Below are 15,706 nucleotides of genomic sequence, written 5' to 3' on the forward strand. Positions count from 1 at the left end.
GCCACCGCCAATAAACCCGTTGCCAGCTTCCACATAACCTTGATGCTCTCAACCCGTAAATAGTGTCGCCATTATAGTGCTTGTCCCCGTTGAACACAGGCGCCATCGGTCACAGAGCTGGGTCAAATTGTTTGGAAACTGTTGGAGCGACCGCCTTGAATATTGTGGATGCAACCGCTCAAGGTCAGTGTCGGGGGGAGGGAGTTGCCCTAAGGGGATGTCCGCAGCAGGGATGCTGCGGTCAAGCCCCCATGGACGGGTACACGGCGACCCCTTAGGGCAACCCCCTCCCCCCGACACGGGTTAGAAGGCACAATAAGCAACCACCATCATCGATAGGAGCAAACAGAGCATGCGGATAGACGGCCCGGATTCGGCTACAACCCTGGTGCTGGCCCACGGCGCCGGCGCCCCCATGGACTCCGACTTCATGAACGATATCACCCGCCTGCTCAACGACCGCGGCATCCGCGTCGCCCGCTTCGAATTCCCCTACATGATCGAACGCCGCCAAACCGGCAAAAAACGCCCCCCGGACCGCGCCCCCAAACTGCTCGACAGCTACAACGCCATCCTCGACGAGCTCGGCCACCCCGAACGCCTCTTCATCGGCGGCAAATCCATGGGCGGTCGCATGGCCACCCTGGTCGCAACCCAGCGCCCCGTCGCCGGTGTCTGTGTCCTCGGCTACCCCTTCCACCCGCCTGGCAAACCCGACAAACTGAGGCTCGACCACCTCGGCGACATCCAATGCCCCACGCTGATCTGCCAGGGCGAACGCGACGCCCTGGGCAAACGCGAGGAAGTCGACGGGTATGACCTGCCGGAAGCGATTCAACTGCACTGGCTGCCCGACGGCGACCACAGCCTGAAACCGCGCAAGGCCAGTGGCCATACACTGGAGGAAAACCTCGCCAACGCCGCCGATGCCCTGGTCGACTTCATAAACCGCACCGGAACCGGACACTGAGCATGCGACTGCTGCCCCGGGAACACGTCCTCCAGTACGACTGGCTGGTTCATGTGATGAACTACGGCCCGGTCATCTTCTTCCTCGGGCTGTTGTTCGAAGGCGTGCCATTATCCGATTGGGCCCAGGCCGTGGTGATCGCGGGAGCCGGCTCCCTGTGCTGGTATTCCGGCATGTGGGCGCGGCCGTACTACAACCTGATCTTTTTCACTGTCCTGACCGGGCTCGGGCTCTGGGCTGTGTCCCTGCACTGGACCGGCGCGATGTACCTGTTCTACGCCCTGGTGTTCGTCATGGTCATGCCCCGTGTTTGGCAGGTCACCCTCGCCCTGGTTCTGCAGACCCTGATTGTGATCGGGCAGGGTGTCTGGCTGGACATGGGCAACCTCTACAACTCGATTCTGGCGATCCTGATCCTACTGGGTGGCCACGCTGACTATCTCTTCTTCCGGCATATGACCGCTCTGCGCGTACTGCTGCGCAGCCAGGAAGACCTCGAACACCTGACCCGGGAGGCCGAACGCGAGCGGATCGCGCGCGATCTGCACGACGTACTCGGGCACACGCTCAGTTCGATTGCGCTGAAGTCCGAACTGGCGGAGAAATTGATGACCCGGGATCCGGAGCGTGCCGGCCACGAGATGCGGGAAGTGGCCGAATCCGCCCGCCGGGCCCTGGCCGAGGTGCGCCAGACCGTGACCGGCTATCGCAGCGGCAACCTGGCCAACGAGCTGTCGCTGGCCCGACACGCCCTGGAAGCGGCCGACATCGAGGTGGACCTCCCCGAGCGGGTGCCCGACGGGCTGGATCGGCAGCAGGAAAACGTCCTCTGTCTGGTACTGCGCGAGGCGGTCACCAACGTCGTGCGCCATGCCGAGGCCCGTCATTGTCGCATTCACTGGCAGGCGCGCGACGGTCAGTGGCTGCTCAGCGTCGAGGACGATGGCCGGGGCTGGAGTGGCCGTTTCGGCAACGGTCTGGAAGGCATGCGCGAACGGCTGGGGTTATGCGGCGGTGCCCTGCATCTGCGCTCGGCACAGCCCGGCTGCCGTCTGGAAGCGACCATCGGCGCCTCACCTGCGACACCGACGACGGAGGAACCCGCCCGATGAAACCCATACGTGTGCTGGTGGCCGAAGATCAGGGCATGGTGCTCGGCGCGCTCTCGGCGCTGCTGGAACTCCAGGGCGGATTCGAGGTCGTCGCCCAGGTCATGGACGGTGAGGCCGCGCAGCAGGCACTGCGCGCGCATTCCATCGACCTGGTGCTGACCGACATCGAGATGCCCGGCCTGACCGGCCTGGAATTGGCCGCCTGGATTCGCCAGCAACCGGAACCCCGCCCCCGTATCGTGATTCTGACCACCTTTTCCCGCCAGGGTTACCTGAGCCGGGCCCGAGAACTGGGCGTCGACGGCTACCTGCTCAAGGAGGCGCCGTCGGACGAGTTGGCACGCAGTCTGAAGCGCGTGATGCGTGGGCAATCGGTGTTCGACCCGTCGCTGGAGGGGCTGGCCGACGCCGACACCGGCCCCCTGAACGACCGCGAACGCCGCATGCTGCGTCTGGCCGGGGACGGTCTGACCACGGCCGAAATCGCGGCCCGGGTCTTCCGTTCCGAGGGGACGGTACGCAACACCCTGTCTGATGTGATCAAGCGGCTCGGGGCCCGCAACCGAACCGAGGCTACGCGTCTGGCCCGTGAGCGGGGCTGGTTATAGAGGCAGGCACACGCCTTCTGTAACATAGGTTTTCTTTTCTGCCCGGACTCGCACTGTTATTCTAGGCGTCTGAGCGATAAATCGGTCGCCGGATCGGCTATGCCGGCTCGATGCATCCGCCACCGGCCTGTGCCCCCTGTGCCCCAGGCTGTAAATTCTCTGGTTGCAATTAAGTAAGCAGCCGCCTCCAACAGGAGTCCCCTATGAACATTGCTGAACAACGCGTTGTATCCATCCACTACGAGGTCAAGGATGAAGACGGCGTTGTCGTAGATTCCTCTGAAGGCCGCGAACCGCTGGTCTATCTGCACGGTCACAAGAACATCATTCCGGGCCTGGAAAAAGCGCTGGACGGCCTGGACGTCGGTGAAGCATTCGATGTCACCGTCACTCCCGAAGAAGCCTACGGCGACTACCAGGACGGCCTGGTGCAGTCCGTACCCAAAGATGCCTTCCAGGGCGTCGAAAAGGTGGAAGAAGGCATGGTCTTCACCGCCCAGACTCAAGGCGGTCCGCTGCAAGTGACCGTAACCCAGGTCGAAGACGACACCGTCACCGTGGATGGCAACCATCCGCTGGCCGGCAAGTCTCTGAGCTTCAAGGGCGAAGTGGCCGAGGTACGCGAAGCCACCGCCGAAGAACTGGAACACGGCCACGTCCACGACGAAAGCTGATTGTTCATTGAACGGCCGGACACCACCGTCCGGCCGTGCCGACCCCCGGGTCGGCGCATGTCTTTATCCGACAGGGACCGTTTCTGGGTCCGACAGGCACCCGGCCAGTGACCCAGCGGTTACCATCGTCTCTCTGACCGACACCGGTCGGCCCATTCGATGCCGTACACATCAAGGAGGAATTCAATCGCCTGCCTGGCGCTTTTGGGCGGGTACAGCGTAAGAACAACGAGAACATTATGACCGTCAAGTTCTGGCCGACAGCCGTTCCCGGCGACAGTGAGCTGCGCAGTCTGTCACTGAGGATGTCGCTCTGGGTGGGATTGATTGCCTACGGCATTTACATCCTGGCACTCGAATTCACCGCCGAGTCCGGTTTTTTGGTACCTTTTCTCCTGCTCTGCGCCGGCCTGCACGGGCTCGCCCTGATCTCGTATTATCTGGACAAACCGCTGTTCGCCGCGACCTGGATGGTGCTGGTGTTCCTGTTCTGCTTCACCATCATGAATCTGTTCGGCTTCACCCGCATGCAGTCGGCGGAATACTACTTCCTGCTGATTCCCGCCCTGATCTTCATGGTACTGCCACCGGAACGCCGCGAATGGCAAAACACCCTGCTGACGCTCACCCTGGCGCTGTTGACGCTGGTCTTCATCGTGCCGGAACCGGCCGAACCCTGGTTCGTGATGTCCGAGGACGCCTACCGCCGTTTCAAATGGCTGGATCTGGTGGTCTGTTTCATCGGCATGGCCGTGGTGTGCCGTTATTTCATCTACCGGTTGATGCACCAACGCAATCAGCTCGAACGCCTCGCCCTGACCGACGCCCTGACCGGCCTGCCCAACCGGCACGGCCTGATGCGGCAGTTGGCGACCTGGTACAACCAGGGGCAGCCGTTCGCGGTGTACCTGCTGGACGTCGACGAGATGCGCGCCATCAACCGTCGCCACGGCCATGAGATCGGCGATACGCTGATGCGCAAACTGGCCCAGCGTCTGCGCGCCGACATCGACGAACTGGCGCTGATCGCCCGCGTCGGGGCCGACCAGTTCGTCATCGCCGTCGAGGCCATGACGGACGAGGATGTCACCCTCAGCCTGGCGCGACGCATCCAGTCCTCGGCGTCGCGCATGGCGTTCGATCTGGGTGGACGCGCCGAGCGCATCGAGGTCAGCATCGGAACCACGCTCAGCCTGGACCGCGAAGAACCCCAGGCTCTGCTGGCCCGGCTCGGCCAGGCCTTGCGGCAGGCGCGTGACAAGGCGGACCGTGTCCACCTGATGCCGGCTCAGGCCGACGTCGCCGAGGGTGTGTCCGCCGAGCCTTCCTCCGCACCCCTGGCCACTCGACCCTGAACGCCATGGCACTGTGGCGGCGTTTGTTCGGCGCGCTGGCGCTGGTCGCCATGGTCTGGCTGGTGGTGTTCTCGGACGGTAAAGGGCTGGTCATGGCCTGGCTGCAAGCGCGCGACTACCCATTGGTCTGGGTACTGGTCGTGACCTCGTCGCTATACGCCCTGGCGCTGGCCGTGCCGTTCCTGCCGGCCGTCGAGCTCGGCTGGATGATCATGGCCGCCTTCGGCAAACCCGCCATTTTATCCATCTGGCTCGCCACACCGATCGGCCTGCTGGTGGCCTTCGCCCTCGGCTACTGGATGCGTGAATGGCCCTGGGTCGGGCGACTGCGGGGGCGTTTTCAGGACCGGGTCGAGCAGGCCACCGGAACCGGCTTAGGCGACCGGGCGCTGCGTTTCTCCGATCGGCACATCGCCAGTCATCCGTATTGGATGCTGGTGGTGCTGATCAACATGCCGGGCAACTGGCTGATCGGCGGCGGAGGCGGTATCGGCATCCTCGCCGGCGCGTCCGGCATGTACCACCCGCTGCGCTATTTTCTGGTGTTGATTCCGGCAACCGGCGTAGTGGCCACCCTGATGCTGGCCGGCATCCACACCGGCCGCCCCTGAAGCAAGTACCGCTATCCCGTAGGGCAGAAGAGGCTACGCCGACATCTGCCAAATGGGCGAAGCCCATCCGGGGAACCCATGGTTTCACCTGATCCAGAGAAAACGGCAGATATCGCTCCGCCCAAGATGTCGGACCACTTCAACCCTACCCGGTTTCGTCACCCATCAGGTTACAACAACGGGCTCGCCAACTGCGCCAGATTCTCCAGCACCCGCTTATACACCGGCCGGCGCCGCCACTGCGTTAGTTCCAGTCGATGGCTGGATCGTCTGTACTCGTCGATGACATGGGACATCGCCCGATAAAAGCCGTGGTCGTCGATCACCAGGGTCGATTCGAAGTTCAGCCAGATGCTGCGCATGTCCAGGTTCACCGAGCCGATCAGCACCAGATGGTCGTCGATGATGACGCATTTCGTATGCAGCAAACCGCCAGTGAAGCGCAGGATTTCCACGCCGACGCTCATCAGTTCGTCGTAGAAGGAGCGGCCGGCATACTGCGCCATGCGGCTGTCGATGCGGCGGGGCACCAGTAGGGTCACCTTCAGCCCGCGTTTGGCGACCGATTTGAGGGCCTGCATCACCGCTTCGTCCGGCACGAAATAGGGCGTGGTGATCACCACCTGCTCACGGGCGTTGTGGATAGCGGTCAGCAACACCTGCAGCATAATGTCTTCATCGAAGGCGGGTCCGGTGGGCAGGAACTGCATCAGACTTTTCCCGGTGGCCGAGTCTTTGGGCCAGGCCAGGCCGTCAACAAGTCGCTTGCCGGTTTCCATTTCCCAATCGAAGATCATCGAGCCCTGCATGATGGCGGCCACCGGGCCTTCCAGTCGCACCATCAGGTCGATCCAGGGGCCGACCCCGCTGTCCTGGCGGAACCAGAGCGGGTCGGCGAGGTTCATCGAACCGGTGTAGGCAATGTGGTTGTCGATGCTGATCAGTTTGCGGTGCTGGCGCAGATCGACCCGCTGCAGCGACATCCGGAACAGGTTGGCGTGCAGGACATCCAGCACTTCAACACCGGCGGCTTGCAAACGCTGGCAGCGTCGGCTTTTCAGGAAGTCGTTGGAGCCGACACTGTCGAGCAACAGCCTGACTTCCACACCCCGGGCCCGAGCCGCTTCCAGGGCCTGAAGGACCTCCTCGACCCGGCCTTTCTCCTCGACGATATAGAACTCGATGAATACTCTTTCGCGCGCCTCGGCCAAATCCCGCAGTAATTGATCGAACACCACGCTCGGGCTGTAGAGTAAACGCCAGTGATTGCCGTGCAATGCGGGCATGCCCAGGCTGCCCAGCGTTAATTCCATCACCGGACGCAGCGGCGAGTTGGTCTCTTCGGTCGACAGCAGCCGGCGTTCCGAGACTTCGTCCAGCCATTGCCGGTAGAACCCGTATTGTTTACGGGCCCGTTTGACCCTTAGACGGCCGAGGTAGCGTTCCCCGAACATGCCGTAAAAAATGAACCCCACCAACGGCAGTGCGTAAATCAGCAACAGCCAGGACAAGGTCACACCGACGCTGCGCCGGCGCATCAGAATACGCAGGCTCAACGCCAGCAAGACCGGCGGGTAAATCCAAAGGAAGAGGGTGAGCAGCCAGTTCCAGTTCATCTAGGGAGTCGAACAGTCATAGACAGCGCCAAGAGTGACGACTTTTCACGTCGAGCACAAGCGTGGTGGTTCGGCGTCGGTTAGGCGGGGGAGGCGTCCAAAACCAGATGGCGGGTATATTCCTGCATGTAAACGCCATAGCTGCCGTCCAGCAGCATCGATTTGACCCGAAAACGCGCTTTGCCCTCGGCATCGCGCAGTTGCTTCAGGTTCACCACATGCTCGGCGACCGGATTTTTGTTGCGATCGCGGATGATCGCCACCTTGGGCAGCAGACGGGCATCGTGATTCTGGCCGATCACCACGGCCACTTCACCGCTGCTCAACTCGACCAGGGTACCCATCGGGTAGACGCCCATCAGCTCGATGAACTGGTCGACCAGGGCCGCGTCGAACTGGCTGTTGCGACCGTGGTACAGCACCCGGATGGCCTCGTAGACAGTCCTTTGCTGGGCGTAGGGCCGGTAGCTGATCATGGCGTCGAAAGCGTCGAGAATATGGATCAGGCGGGCGGCCAAGGGCACCTGGGTCCCGAGCTTTCGAACCGGGTAGCCCCGACCGTCCGGTCGCTCATGGTGGTAATAGCACGCCATGACCACGTCCTGTTCGAAACCGGATTTTTCCAGCAAATAGCGGGTCCATTTGGGGTGCTCGCGGAACAGTTGCCACTCGGTCTCGGCCAGTGGGGTCGGCTTGCCCAGCAGGGCCTTGGGTATGCGTAGCTTGCCGAGGTCGAACAACAGTCCCGCCAGACCGGCCTGGCGAACCTCGTGACGCGGCCAGCCGCAGTGAATACCGAACACCATACACAGCAGGCTGACGTGCATGGCGTGTTCGTAAGTGTAGTCGTCGTGGCTTTTCACGCGTGACAGCCAGGTCATCGCCGGAATGTTGTCGATCAGGGCGTTGATGCACTCGTCCACCTGACCGGCCAGCCGTTCCGGGTTCAGCGGGTGGCCACGGCCGACTTCGCGCAGTGCCTGTTTAACACCTTTCAGCGTGCGGGTGTAAGTCGGCAGCACCTCGCGCAGACCGAGACGAGCCATGTCCCGGTCGACCGTGGGGGAGAGGGTGGGCGGCTCCGGTGTTTCGCGCCTTGACCGGCGACGTTCGCGCGGCGAGCGCAGTTGGATCAGGCTCTTGTTCGGATCGACGAAGACATGACTGCACAGGGCGCGGACGCTTTGCAGAGTCTCCCGGTTGTCGATCAGGAACCCTTGCATCAGGAAGGGTGTGCCCAGCCAGGGGCGGTCCAAACGGCACACGAACATCCCTACCTGAAGCAATGCCACCGGCATCTTCAGTGTGGTTTCGTTGACCTTTTGGGTGTACTGGGTCACATGTGTCGCCCGGAAATCGCTCTAAGTGTGAGGGTGGTCACAAAACAAACAGAAACTCCATTGTTTGCTATATCCTATTTTCCGTCAAGGTGCGCTCACTGTTTTAATCGGCTCCATAACGGGCCACTTTAGCGCGGCGCTGCGCCCAATGGAGCAAACTCATCGGTAGGTGGCGCAGTGCTGTGACGATCAATCGGTAGTTCCAGCCCGGTATGCAGACGATGCGCCCCCGCGCCAGATCGTTCAGTGAACGGTCGACCACCTGGTCCGCCGTCCAGGCACGCACCAGGCCTTTCGACCGGTAAAAAGAGGCGGGATCGATGCCCAGTTTCTGGTGAAAGTCGGTCACCGTGAATCCCGGACATAAAGCCTGTACCTTCAGACCGTCCGGGTGATAACTGAGTGCAAGCGTCTCGGAAAAGCTGCGCACGAACGCCTTGGTCGGGCCGTAGAGCGCACTTTGTGGCGTCGGCAGCCAGCTGGCGACCGAGGCCACGTTGATCACAGTGCCTCGCTGTTCCAGCAGCTGGGGCAGTGCCGCGTGTGTCAGTTGCATTGTGGCCTGCACATGCACATCGAGCAGAGCCTGGTGACGCGGCCAGTCGATGTCGCCAAAGCGGCCGTCTTCGGCGTAGCCGGCGTTGTTGATCAGCACATCCAGGCGAGGCAGGGCGCGGATGCGGTCTTCCAGGGCCTGGCGGTCCTCCGCCCGGGCCAGATCGCCCGTCTGGAACGTCGCCGATATACCGAATTGCTCTTCAAGCTCGCGACACAGTGTGGCCAATTGCGGTTCGCGCCGGCCGGTCAGAATGACATCGTGACCCTCGGCCGCCAGGCGTCGGGCAAAGGCCGCGCCGATGCCGCTGGTGCCGCCGGTGATCAATGCCTGTTTGTTCATCGTGGTCTCCGTAGGCTTCTCTTGAAAGCCCCTGTCATCGTGAATGCCCGTCATCTATACTCCGCGCCGCGTCCGAATCCGTGAGAATGGCATGTCCGAGCGACCCAAACCCCAAGCCTGGCCCGGCTACCGCTGGCCCCATCTGATCAACCTGACCGACCGCCTGGTGCGGGAAGACCGCTGGCCACAAACCGACCGTTGGCTGGCGTTGCAGTTCCGCGAACACAAAGCCTTCGGGCGCAAGGATCGCCGCTTTTACAGCGATGCCATCTTCCGGCTTTGTCGTGAAGCCGCCGCCCTGGTGTGGCTGCAAGCCCGCTTCAAGGACGAGGTATTGGACTGGCAGCGTGACGCTGTCTGGGCTCGACTGCAAACCATTCCCCCGGCCGAACTCTGGTCGTGGCTCGTGCTGCTGGACGGTGCGGACGACCAGCTGCCCCGCGAACTCACCGACGCAGCCGAACGCCGCCGATGCCTCGATGCGCTGAGCGACGACGAACAAGCACAGCTCAACCCATTACGTCAGGGCTGGGTGCCCCCTTTGAAAGCCCGGCTGGAACGGCGAATTCAGACCAGCGACTGGAGTGCGGACACCTTACATCACTGGCAACAGCTGCAACAGCGGCGCCCACCGCTGTGGCTGCGCCTGGTGCCCGGACATGAACGGGAGGCACTGGAATCACTGACCGGCAATGGACTGACCCCCATCGAACAGGACGGTCTGGCCGTCGCCATCGATGGCGACAGCCGCCTCACCGATATCGATGCCTGGCGCAACGGCTGGCTCGATATTCAGGACCGGGGCAGCCAGCGCATCGTCGAAGCCGTGAACGCCCGACCCGGAGAGCGTATCTGGGACCTGTGTGCCGGCGCCGGCGGCAAAGCCCTGGCCCTCGCCAGCCTGGTCGGCCCCGACGGCCACATTCTCGCCACGGACATCCGCGACCACGCTCTGGACAAAACCGTCCAGCGCGCCAAACGCCTGGGCCTACCTCAGCTCGAAACACGCACGCTCGACGCCACCGATCCGGAGCAGATCCACCCCCTCAACGGACTCGACTTCGACGCCATCTTGATCGACGCCCCATGCACCGCCAGCGGCACCTGGCGCCGCAGCCCCGACGCGCGCTGGCGGCTGGACGAAGACAGCCTGCGGGCCTTCACCGACCTGCAGGACCGCCTGCTTGCCCAGGCGACCGGAGCCCTGGCTCCGGGAGGTCGTCTGGTGTATGCCACCTGCAGTTGGCTGGTGGAAGAGAATGAAGATCGGGTGTCCGCTTTTCTCGCTCAGCATTCCGACTTCAAACTGGTCAGCCAGAGAATTGTCGGGGCTCCCGAAGATGATGCGGATACCTTGTTCGTGGCCGTGATGAACAGGCGCTAGCGCTCACCGCCTGTGACGCCCTATCAGCGTGTCTTTGCTACCATCGTTAAGGAACATCCCTGCGGGTGTTGTGTGGCTCCATATCCACACCCACGCTCGTTAACAATGGCTGGAGACACATCAATGCACTACATCCTTTTCTACGAATACGCACCGGACTACCTGGAGCGGCGCGGTGAATTCCGCGACGCGCACCTGGCCCTGGCCAAGGCGTCCATCGATCGGGGCGAGTTTTTCCTGGGCGGTGCCTTTGCGGATCCCGCGGACGGAGCTGCCATTGTGTTCAAGGGCGCCTCACCCGAAGTGGCCGAGTCGTTTGCACGAGCCGACCCTTATGTCACTCACGGCCTTGTTACATCCTGGCACGTGCGCGAATGGACCACGGTCGCCGGTAAAGACGCCGACAATCCCATCGTGTCCTGATCTATAGTGACTTTATCGGGTGTGTTCCCAGCGGGTGCACGACACTAGCCAGAAACGTTCGGAGGTCGAATGGTGTCGCTGTCGAGTACCGGGTTTGCCGTGTTTGGCGCTTCATTGGTCGCCATCAGTTATGGTCTCGCACGTTTCGCCTTCGGGCTGTTTGTGCCTCCCATCCGGGCGGACCTGCAACTGACCCCTTATGTGGTGGGGATCATCGGGGCGTTGCCGCTCATCAGTTTCCTGTTGTCCACACTGGTGGCGCCGCTCGCGGCCGATCGCCTCGGTGCGCGCAACACCGCCGTCCTGTCGGGCGGGTTTGGTGTGGTCGGTCTGGGGCTGATCAGTCAGGCGATCGGTCCGATCACACTGGGCGCCGGTGTCTTCGCATGCGGTGTCTGCACCGGGCTGATGATGCCCGCCTTGACGGCCGCCATGCAGGTACTGGTGAGGCGCTCCATGCACGGGCGCGTCAGTTCGGTGATGAACGCGGGCACCAGTATCGGTGTGGCCGTCGCCGTACCCACCGTGTTGTTTCTGGATGGCGCCTGGCGCTACGCCTACGCCTCTTTCGCTCTGTTGGCGGGCATCGGAGTGGTGGCCGCCTGGTTTTTCATACCGTCGGTGTCTCGAATCATCCCGTCGAACGCAGAACCGCCTGCGCCGATCAACCGGGATCAATGGGTTCGCCTCGCCTGGCTCTCGGTATTCGCATTCCTGATGGGCTTTGTGTCATCCGCCTACTGGATTTTCGCGCCCGATCTTGTGGTGACGCTGGGGGCCCTTCCGCTGAGTCAGACCGGGTGGGTTTGGCTGGCCGTTGGCATCGCCGGTCTCGGCGGAGCCGTTGTAGCGGATCTGGCCGATCGCAACAATCCTCCCATTACCCATGCGCTGATGCTGACCCTGCTGTCCGCCAGTCTGGCCTTGCTTGCGGCGAGCCCTGGGCAAGTGTTGCTCGCGGCCTATTCCGCCCTGGTGTTTGGTTTGGCCTACATGAGTTTGACCGGGCTTTACCTGATGACGGGCATCCGGTTATTGCCGGGTCGGTTGTCGATGGGGCCGGTTCTGCCTTTCATGGCGGTGTCGCTCGGTCAGGCAACCGGTTCACCCGTGGTCGGTAGGCTGGTGGATGTCTTCGGGTATGCCAACTCCTTTTCCCTGTTTGCCGCGATCGGCATACTGGTGGCTATTCTCTCGCCGTTGTATCCGCGTCACATCGACCATGGACCCGAGGAAGAAGAACACGAGGATGATACCGGTCTACAAGCGGCGTACGATCACCAACTGCAATGGGTGGATGGCGAAGAACCGCCCGAGATCGAGATGTTTGAGTCGGAAGAAACTACAGGCTCCTAATGGCGAGTGAATTTAGAAACTCCGGCGCCGAGTGTGATCGACGCCAGAGTCATTCTGTCCATAAGTCAGGTTTCTGCAGAGTGAAGGAAGGGCTCTCCTAAAGAAGGGTTCTACGATGCCTCAGCATCAAGGCGCCCAGTCCGAGTATCAATAATCCCAATGTGGCAGGCTCCGACACCGCCACCGGGTCTTCAGGGGCGTAGGCGACAAAACCACCGGCGCTGAAATTGGCGTTGATGTTCAGCTGTGAAAACGAGCTGCTGGCGACAGTGCCGTCCAGCAGGCTTTGGAAACTGTCGAAACTGGCCAGGAACACTTCGCTGCCGGCATCGCTGTCCGCGTCGGATTCGAGCAGCAACTGGTAGGCCGAGCCGTCGAAGGCCAGGCCTCCCGAACTGAAGTTGGCGTTGATGTTCAACTGAGAAAACGAACTGCTGGCGACCGTGCCGTCCAGTAAACTCTGTAAGCTGTCGAAGCTGGCCATGAACACTTCGCTGCCGGCGTCGCTGTCCGCATCGGATTCCAGCAGCAATTGATAGGATGAACCGTCAAAGGCCAAGCCGCCCGAACTGAAGGTCGAATTGAGATTCAACTGAGAGAAGGAGCTACTGCTCACGTTGCCGTCTATCAAATTTTGATAGCTGTCGAACGATGCGATAAAGAGTTCACTCCCGGCATCGGCGTCGCTGTCGGACTCCAGCAGCAATTGGTAGGACGAGCCGTCAAATGCGAGCCCGCCGGAGCTGAAAGTTGAATTGAGATTCAATTGAGAGAATGAACTGCTGTTGACTGTGGCGTCTATCAGACTTTGGTAGTCGTTGAAATTGGCCAGGAAGAGTTCACTCCCGGCATCACTGTCCGTGTCGGATTCAAGCAATATATCAATGGGCATCGCATGCGTCTGGGCCAACCCCAGGTACAGTACTGCGGCGGAAATCACGGTTAAAGCGGATCGGCTTAACATGGTCTGTCCTCCATTGATGGATCAGACTGAAAAACGCTGCATTTTCAGCGCCAATATCGTTTATTGTTATCATTCAACCGGTTAGGCTGAAGAGCCGATTGAAGATGTAAAGAAAATCGACATCGGCGGTCCGGGCTGAACCCTTGAAAGGGGTATTCACGTAAATCCATCCATGTGTATTGGGAGGCAAAATGCAGCAGACCATCGAAGACGGTGTGATCGCCTGGGCCGAAGCGGCGGGGCTTGCGCTGCTTGCCATCCTGTTCGGTTTCGCGCTTTATAAAGCCCTGGTTTTTCTGGTCGGTCGTTTTTCCAAGTCGACCTCCGTCACCCGGATCTTCTTCGATTCAGCGGCTCGCGCACTGAGTGTTTTCTTATGCCTGTTGGCCCTGAACAGTGTTCTCCATTCAGTGCCTCAAAACCTCCCTTATCTCGCCATTGTTCAACAGGTCACAACACTGCTGCTGATCATTTCCATTACCTGGATTGCGGTGGGGCTGACGTCGGCCATTGGCGATGTCATCGTAAAGCTGAACCCGGTTCTCGAAGACGAATGGAAAAAGGCTCGAAAACTGGAAACGCAGACCCGGTTTCTCGTTCGGGGTTTGAACATCGTGATTGTCCTGGTGGGTGTCGGCACCGCCTTGATGACGTTTGAATCGGTCCGGCAGTTGGGGACCAGCTTACTGGCCTCGGCCGGTATTGGTGGCATCATCATCGGGTTTGCGGCGCGCCCGGTACTGAGCAACCTGCTGGCGGGTATGCAGATCGCGCTGACCCAGCCGTTTCGCATCGACGATGTGCTCTATGTCCAGGGTGAGTGGTGCTGGGTCGAAGAAGTCACGGCCACCTATGTGGTGCTTCGTGTATGGGATCTTCGGCGCCTGGTCATCCCGTTGCAGTGGTTCATCGAGAATCCGTTCCAGAACTGGTCCAGAAACAATACCGATTTGGTCGGCAGTGCCTTTATCTGGACGGATTACGGAATTCCTGTCGATCCGTTACGCGAGGAATTCGCGCGCCTGCTGGAAGCCTCGCCCGACTGGGATGGTGTGACCGGAACGGTGCAGGTTGTGGATGCCGGTGAAAAAGCGATGCAGATCCGTTTCCTGATGAGTGCCAAAAACTCCACGGTATTGTGGAACCTGAGATGCCATATCCGCGAGCGTATGATCGACTTCATTCAACAGCGGTATCCTGAATCATTGCCCCGGTTTCGCGCGCAATGGGTGGCGGCCGATGAATCCGGTTGATGCAGCCGTGTTCGGCACTCGGACACAGCCATCCATCAGTTCTGTTTAGAAATGTGAGAGTCATCACATTAACGATGACAAAATGGGCTACAGTGGGATGACCGGTCGGAACTCAGAACAAGAATATGAGAAAAGTCATTCTTTCAATCGGTGTAATGGTGCTCCTATCCGCCTGTGGTGAAGAAATGGCGGCTTCCGATTCCGATCAAGAGTCCGAATCCGAGGTCGACGTGGCCACCACTTGGGACGACATGCATTGGGACAGCGGGGAATGGCAATAACGCCGTTTGATACACAGGAGGTGCCCACCGTGAATATTCCAGTCCGTATCCAACGTCATATCCTTTTCCTCTCACTGATCTCAGCAGCGATGGTTTTGTCAGTACACGCCAGCGAACTGGATACCCCTAACAGCTTTACCAGCGGAACGCCTGCCGTTGCGGCCGAGGTTAATGAGAACTTCACCGCCGCCGAGGAGGCGATTAACGACAACGATTCGCGGTTGACCACCGTCGAGACAACTCTCACCGATGTTCTTTCCCGGTTGGAAACGCTGGAATCGAAAAGCCCCGCACTGACGGTGGATACGTACTTTGCCACCGATCTGGTGTTTCTGTTGGCCAACGGAAGCCTCACCATTCCAGCGGGTGTGGATGGCAACCAGTCAGAACCTGGAAGCGCCGGCACTGGCCGTGAGTGGCATGCCTTGCCGGGATTAACCGCTGTATCCTTCACCGTAGAAGACGACGGCACCCTCATTCTGCTCCAGGCCGAAGGAGAAGCCTATTACCCGTACTGGTCCTCTTTCGCTGGAATGGAAGCAGGCATTCTTGTCAATGGCGAAGGGCCCGCCCCAGGAGCGCAGGAAGGTCTGACGATTGTTACCGACGATACAACGTCCGCTGGCCGGGACAAGTGGCATATTCTTCATCCAGTGGAACTGGATGCCGGAGAGCACACTTTTTCAGTAGTTGTGCGCGTTCCATATTCAGGGAACGAAGGGGATGGCTCCATTGGTCTCGACGGGCGGTCGACTGGCGACCATCCCGGAAAAATCAAAGCGACGGTGTTCACCATTCACTGAAACCAGTGCTGGAACATTAGAAAAAGGGCACCTGTTCAGGTGCCCGGTTTTCTTCTTA

General features: G+C 60.6%; 16 protein-coding genes. 12 read left to right on the forward strand and 4 right to left on the reverse strand.

The window, feature by feature from the left end; genetic code table 11:
* Positions 1-352 precede the first annotated feature (352 nt).
* The 6 genes from IE111_RS22745 to IE111_RS22770 all read left to right on the forward strand — a co-directional run bounded on the left by IE111_RS22745 (position 353) and on the right by IE111_RS22770 (position 5,330).
* Positions 353-970 carry an alpha/beta family hydrolase gene (locus IE111_RS22745; protein ID WP_189613244.1) on the forward strand — a complete coding sequence of 206 codons (618 nt, stop codon included), beginning with the start codon at positions 353-355 and terminating at the stop codon, positions 968-970.
* Positions 971-972: 2 nt separating this feature from the next.
* Positions 973-2,082 carry a sensor histidine kinase gene (locus tag IE111_RS22750; protein WP_189613247.1) on the forward strand — a complete coding sequence of 370 codons (1,110 nt, stop codon included), beginning with the start codon at positions 973-975 and terminating at the stop codon, positions 2,080-2,082.
* Positions 2,079-2,690, forward strand: a complete 612-nt coding sequence (locus IE111_RS22755) for a response regulator transcription factor (RefSeq protein ID WP_229805493.1) — start codon at positions 2,079-2,081, stop codon at positions 2,688-2,690. The genes IE111_RS22750 and IE111_RS22755 overlap by 4 nt, the downstream gene beginning before the upstream one ends.
* Before the next feature lie 203 nt (positions 2,691-2,893).
* A complete protein-coding gene (gene slyD, locus IE111_RS22760) occupies positions 2,894-3,364 on the forward strand; it encodes a peptidylprolyl isomerase (protein WP_189613249.1) in 471 nt (156 codons plus the stop codon).
* A 239-nt stretch (positions 3,365-3,603) separates the two neighbouring features.
* On the forward strand, positions 3,604-4,719 hold the full coding sequence (locus tag IE111_RS22765) for a GGDEF domain-containing protein (protein ID WP_189613251.1): 1,116 nt from the start codon (positions 3,604-3,606) through the stop codon (positions 4,717-4,719).
* Between the two features lie 5 nt (positions 4,720-4,724).
* Entirely contained in the window at positions 4,725-5,330 is a 606-nt protein-coding gene (locus IE111_RS22770) for a hypothetical protein (RefSeq protein ID WP_189613253.1), read from the forward strand.
* A gap of 170 nt (positions 5,331-5,500) precedes the next feature.
* On the opposite strand, the gene cls is transcribed toward IE111_RS22770, so the two are convergent.
* From cls to IE111_RS22785, 3 genes are all read right to left on the reverse strand, one after another.
* Positions 5,501-6,946, reverse strand: a complete 1,446-nt coding sequence (gene cls, locus IE111_RS22775; RefSeq protein ID WP_189613255.1) for a cardiolipin synthase — start codon at positions 6,944-6,946, stop codon at positions 5,501-5,503.
* A gap of 80 nt (positions 6,947-7,026) precedes the next feature.
* On the reverse strand, positions 7,027-8,286 hold the full coding sequence (locus IE111_RS22780) for a cyclic di-GMP phosphodiesterase (RefSeq protein ID WP_189613257.1): 1,260 nt from the start codon (positions 8,284-8,286) through the stop codon (positions 7,027-7,029).
* A gap of 103 nt (positions 8,287-8,389) precedes the next feature.
* Complete coding sequence (locus IE111_RS22785) at positions 8,390-9,184, reverse strand: SDR family NAD(P)-dependent oxidoreductase (protein WP_189613259.1); 795 nt, start codon at positions 9,182-9,184, stop codon at positions 8,390-8,392.
* Between the two features lie 91 nt (positions 9,185-9,275).
* Between IE111_RS22785 and IE111_RS22790 the strand changes: the two genes are divergently transcribed.
* The 3 genes from IE111_RS22790 (at position 9,276) to IE111_RS22800 (ending at position 12,347) form a co-directional block, all read left to right on the forward strand.
* Positions 9,276-10,568, forward strand: coding sequence for an RsmB/NOP family class I SAM-dependent RNA methyltransferase (locus IE111_RS22790; RefSeq protein WP_189613261.1), 1,293 nt, complete (start codon positions 9,276-9,278; stop codon positions 10,566-10,568).
* Between the two features lie 123 nt (positions 10,569-10,691).
* A complete protein-coding gene (locus IE111_RS22795; protein ID WP_189613262.1) occupies positions 10,692-10,991 on the forward strand; it encodes a YciI-like protein in 300 nt (99 codons plus the stop codon).
* A gap of 69 nt (positions 10,992-11,060) precedes the next feature.
* Positions 11,061-12,347 carry an MFS transporter gene (locus IE111_RS22800; RefSeq protein ID WP_189613264.1) on the forward strand — a complete coding sequence of 429 codons (1,287 nt, stop codon included), beginning with the start codon at positions 11,061-11,063 and terminating at the stop codon, positions 12,345-12,347.
* Between the two features lie 97 nt (positions 12,348-12,444).
* On the opposite strand, the gene IE111_RS22805 is transcribed toward IE111_RS22800, so the two are convergent.
* Positions 12,445-13,311 (reverse strand): PEP-CTERM sorting domain-containing protein, encoded by an 867-nt coding sequence (locus tag IE111_RS22805; protein ID WP_189613266.1) that lies wholly within the window; start codon positions 13,309-13,311, stop codon positions 12,445-12,447.
* A 191-nt stretch (positions 13,312-13,502) separates the two neighbouring features.
* Between IE111_RS22805 and IE111_RS22810 the strand changes: the two genes are divergently transcribed.
* The 3 genes from IE111_RS22810 to IE111_RS22820 all read left to right on the forward strand — a co-directional run bounded on the left by IE111_RS22810 (position 13,503) and on the right by IE111_RS22820 (position 15,648).
* The gene (locus tag IE111_RS22810) at positions 13,503-14,564 is read left to right on the forward strand and encodes a mechanosensitive ion channel family protein (protein ID WP_189613268.1); all 1,062 of its coding nucleotides are present in this window, start codon (positions 13,503-13,505) and stop codon (positions 14,562-14,564) included.
* Positions 14,565-14,689: 125 nt separating this feature from the next.
* Complete coding sequence (locus IE111_RS22815; RefSeq protein WP_189613271.1) at positions 14,690-14,845, forward strand: hypothetical protein; 156 nt, start codon at positions 14,690-14,692, stop codon at positions 14,843-14,845.
* A gap of 29 nt (positions 14,846-14,874) precedes the next feature.
* The gene (locus IE111_RS22820; RefSeq protein ID WP_189613273.1) at positions 14,875-15,648 is read left to right on the forward strand and encodes a hypothetical protein; all 774 of its coding nucleotides are present in this window, start codon (positions 14,875-14,877) and stop codon (positions 15,646-15,648) included.
* Positions 15,649-15,706 lie beyond the last annotated feature (58 nt).

The sequence above is a fragment of the Saccharospirillum salsuginis genome (assembly GCF_014651855.1).
Classification (GTDB): domain Bacteria; phylum Pseudomonadota; class Gammaproteobacteria; order Pseudomonadales; family Natronospirillaceae; genus Saccharospirillum; species Saccharospirillum salsuginis.

Coding starts and splice junctions, on each gene's coding strand:
- IE111_RS22745 (WP_189613244.1), top strand. CDS start 353: ATGCGGATAGACGGCCCGGATTCGGCTACAACCCTGGTGCTGGCCCAC.
- IE111_RS22750 (WP_189613247.1), top strand. CDS start 973: ATGCGACTGCTGCCCCGGGAACACGTCCTCCAGTACGACTGGCTGGTT.
- IE111_RS22755 (WP_229805493.1), top strand. CDS start 2,079: ATGAAACCCATACGTGTGCTGGTGGCCGAAGATCAGGGCATGGTGCTC.
- slyD (WP_189613249.1), top strand. CDS start 2,894: ATGAACATTGCTGAACAACGCGTTGTATCCATCCACTACGAGGTCAAG.
- IE111_RS22765 (WP_189613251.1), top strand. CDS start 3,604: ATGACCGTCAAGTTCTGGCCGACAGCCGTTCCCGGCGACAGTGAGCTG.
- IE111_RS22770 (WP_189613253.1), top strand. CDS start 4,725: ATGGCACTGTGGCGGCGTTTGTTCGGCGCGCTGGCGCTGGTCGCCATG.
- cls (WP_189613255.1), bottom strand. CDS start 6,946: ATGAACTGGAACTGGCTGCTCACCCTCTTCCTTTGGATTTACCCGCCG.
- IE111_RS22785 (WP_189613259.1), bottom strand. CDS start 9,184: ATGAACAAACAGGCATTGATCACCGGCGGCACCAGCGGCATCGGCGCG.
- IE111_RS22790 (WP_189613261.1), top strand. CDS start 9,276: ATGTCCGAGCGACCCAAACCCCAAGCCTGGCCCGGCTACCGCTGGCCC.
- IE111_RS22795 (WP_189613262.1), top strand. CDS start 10,692: ATGCACTACATCCTTTTCTACGAATACGCACCGGACTACCTGGAGCGG.
- IE111_RS22800 (WP_189613264.1), top strand. CDS start 11,061: ATGGTGTCGCTGTCGAGTACCGGGTTTGCCGTGTTTGGCGCTTCATTG.
- IE111_RS22805 (WP_189613266.1), bottom strand. CDS start 13,311: ATGTTAAGCCGATCCGCTTTAACCGTGATTTCCGCCGCAGTACTGTAC.
- IE111_RS22810 (WP_189613268.1), top strand. CDS start 13,503: ATGCAGCAGACCATCGAAGACGGTGTGATCGCCTGGGCCGAAGCGGCG.
- IE111_RS22815 (WP_189613271.1), top strand. CDS start 14,690: ATGAGAAAAGTCATTCTTTCAATCGGTGTAATGGTGCTCCTATCCGCC.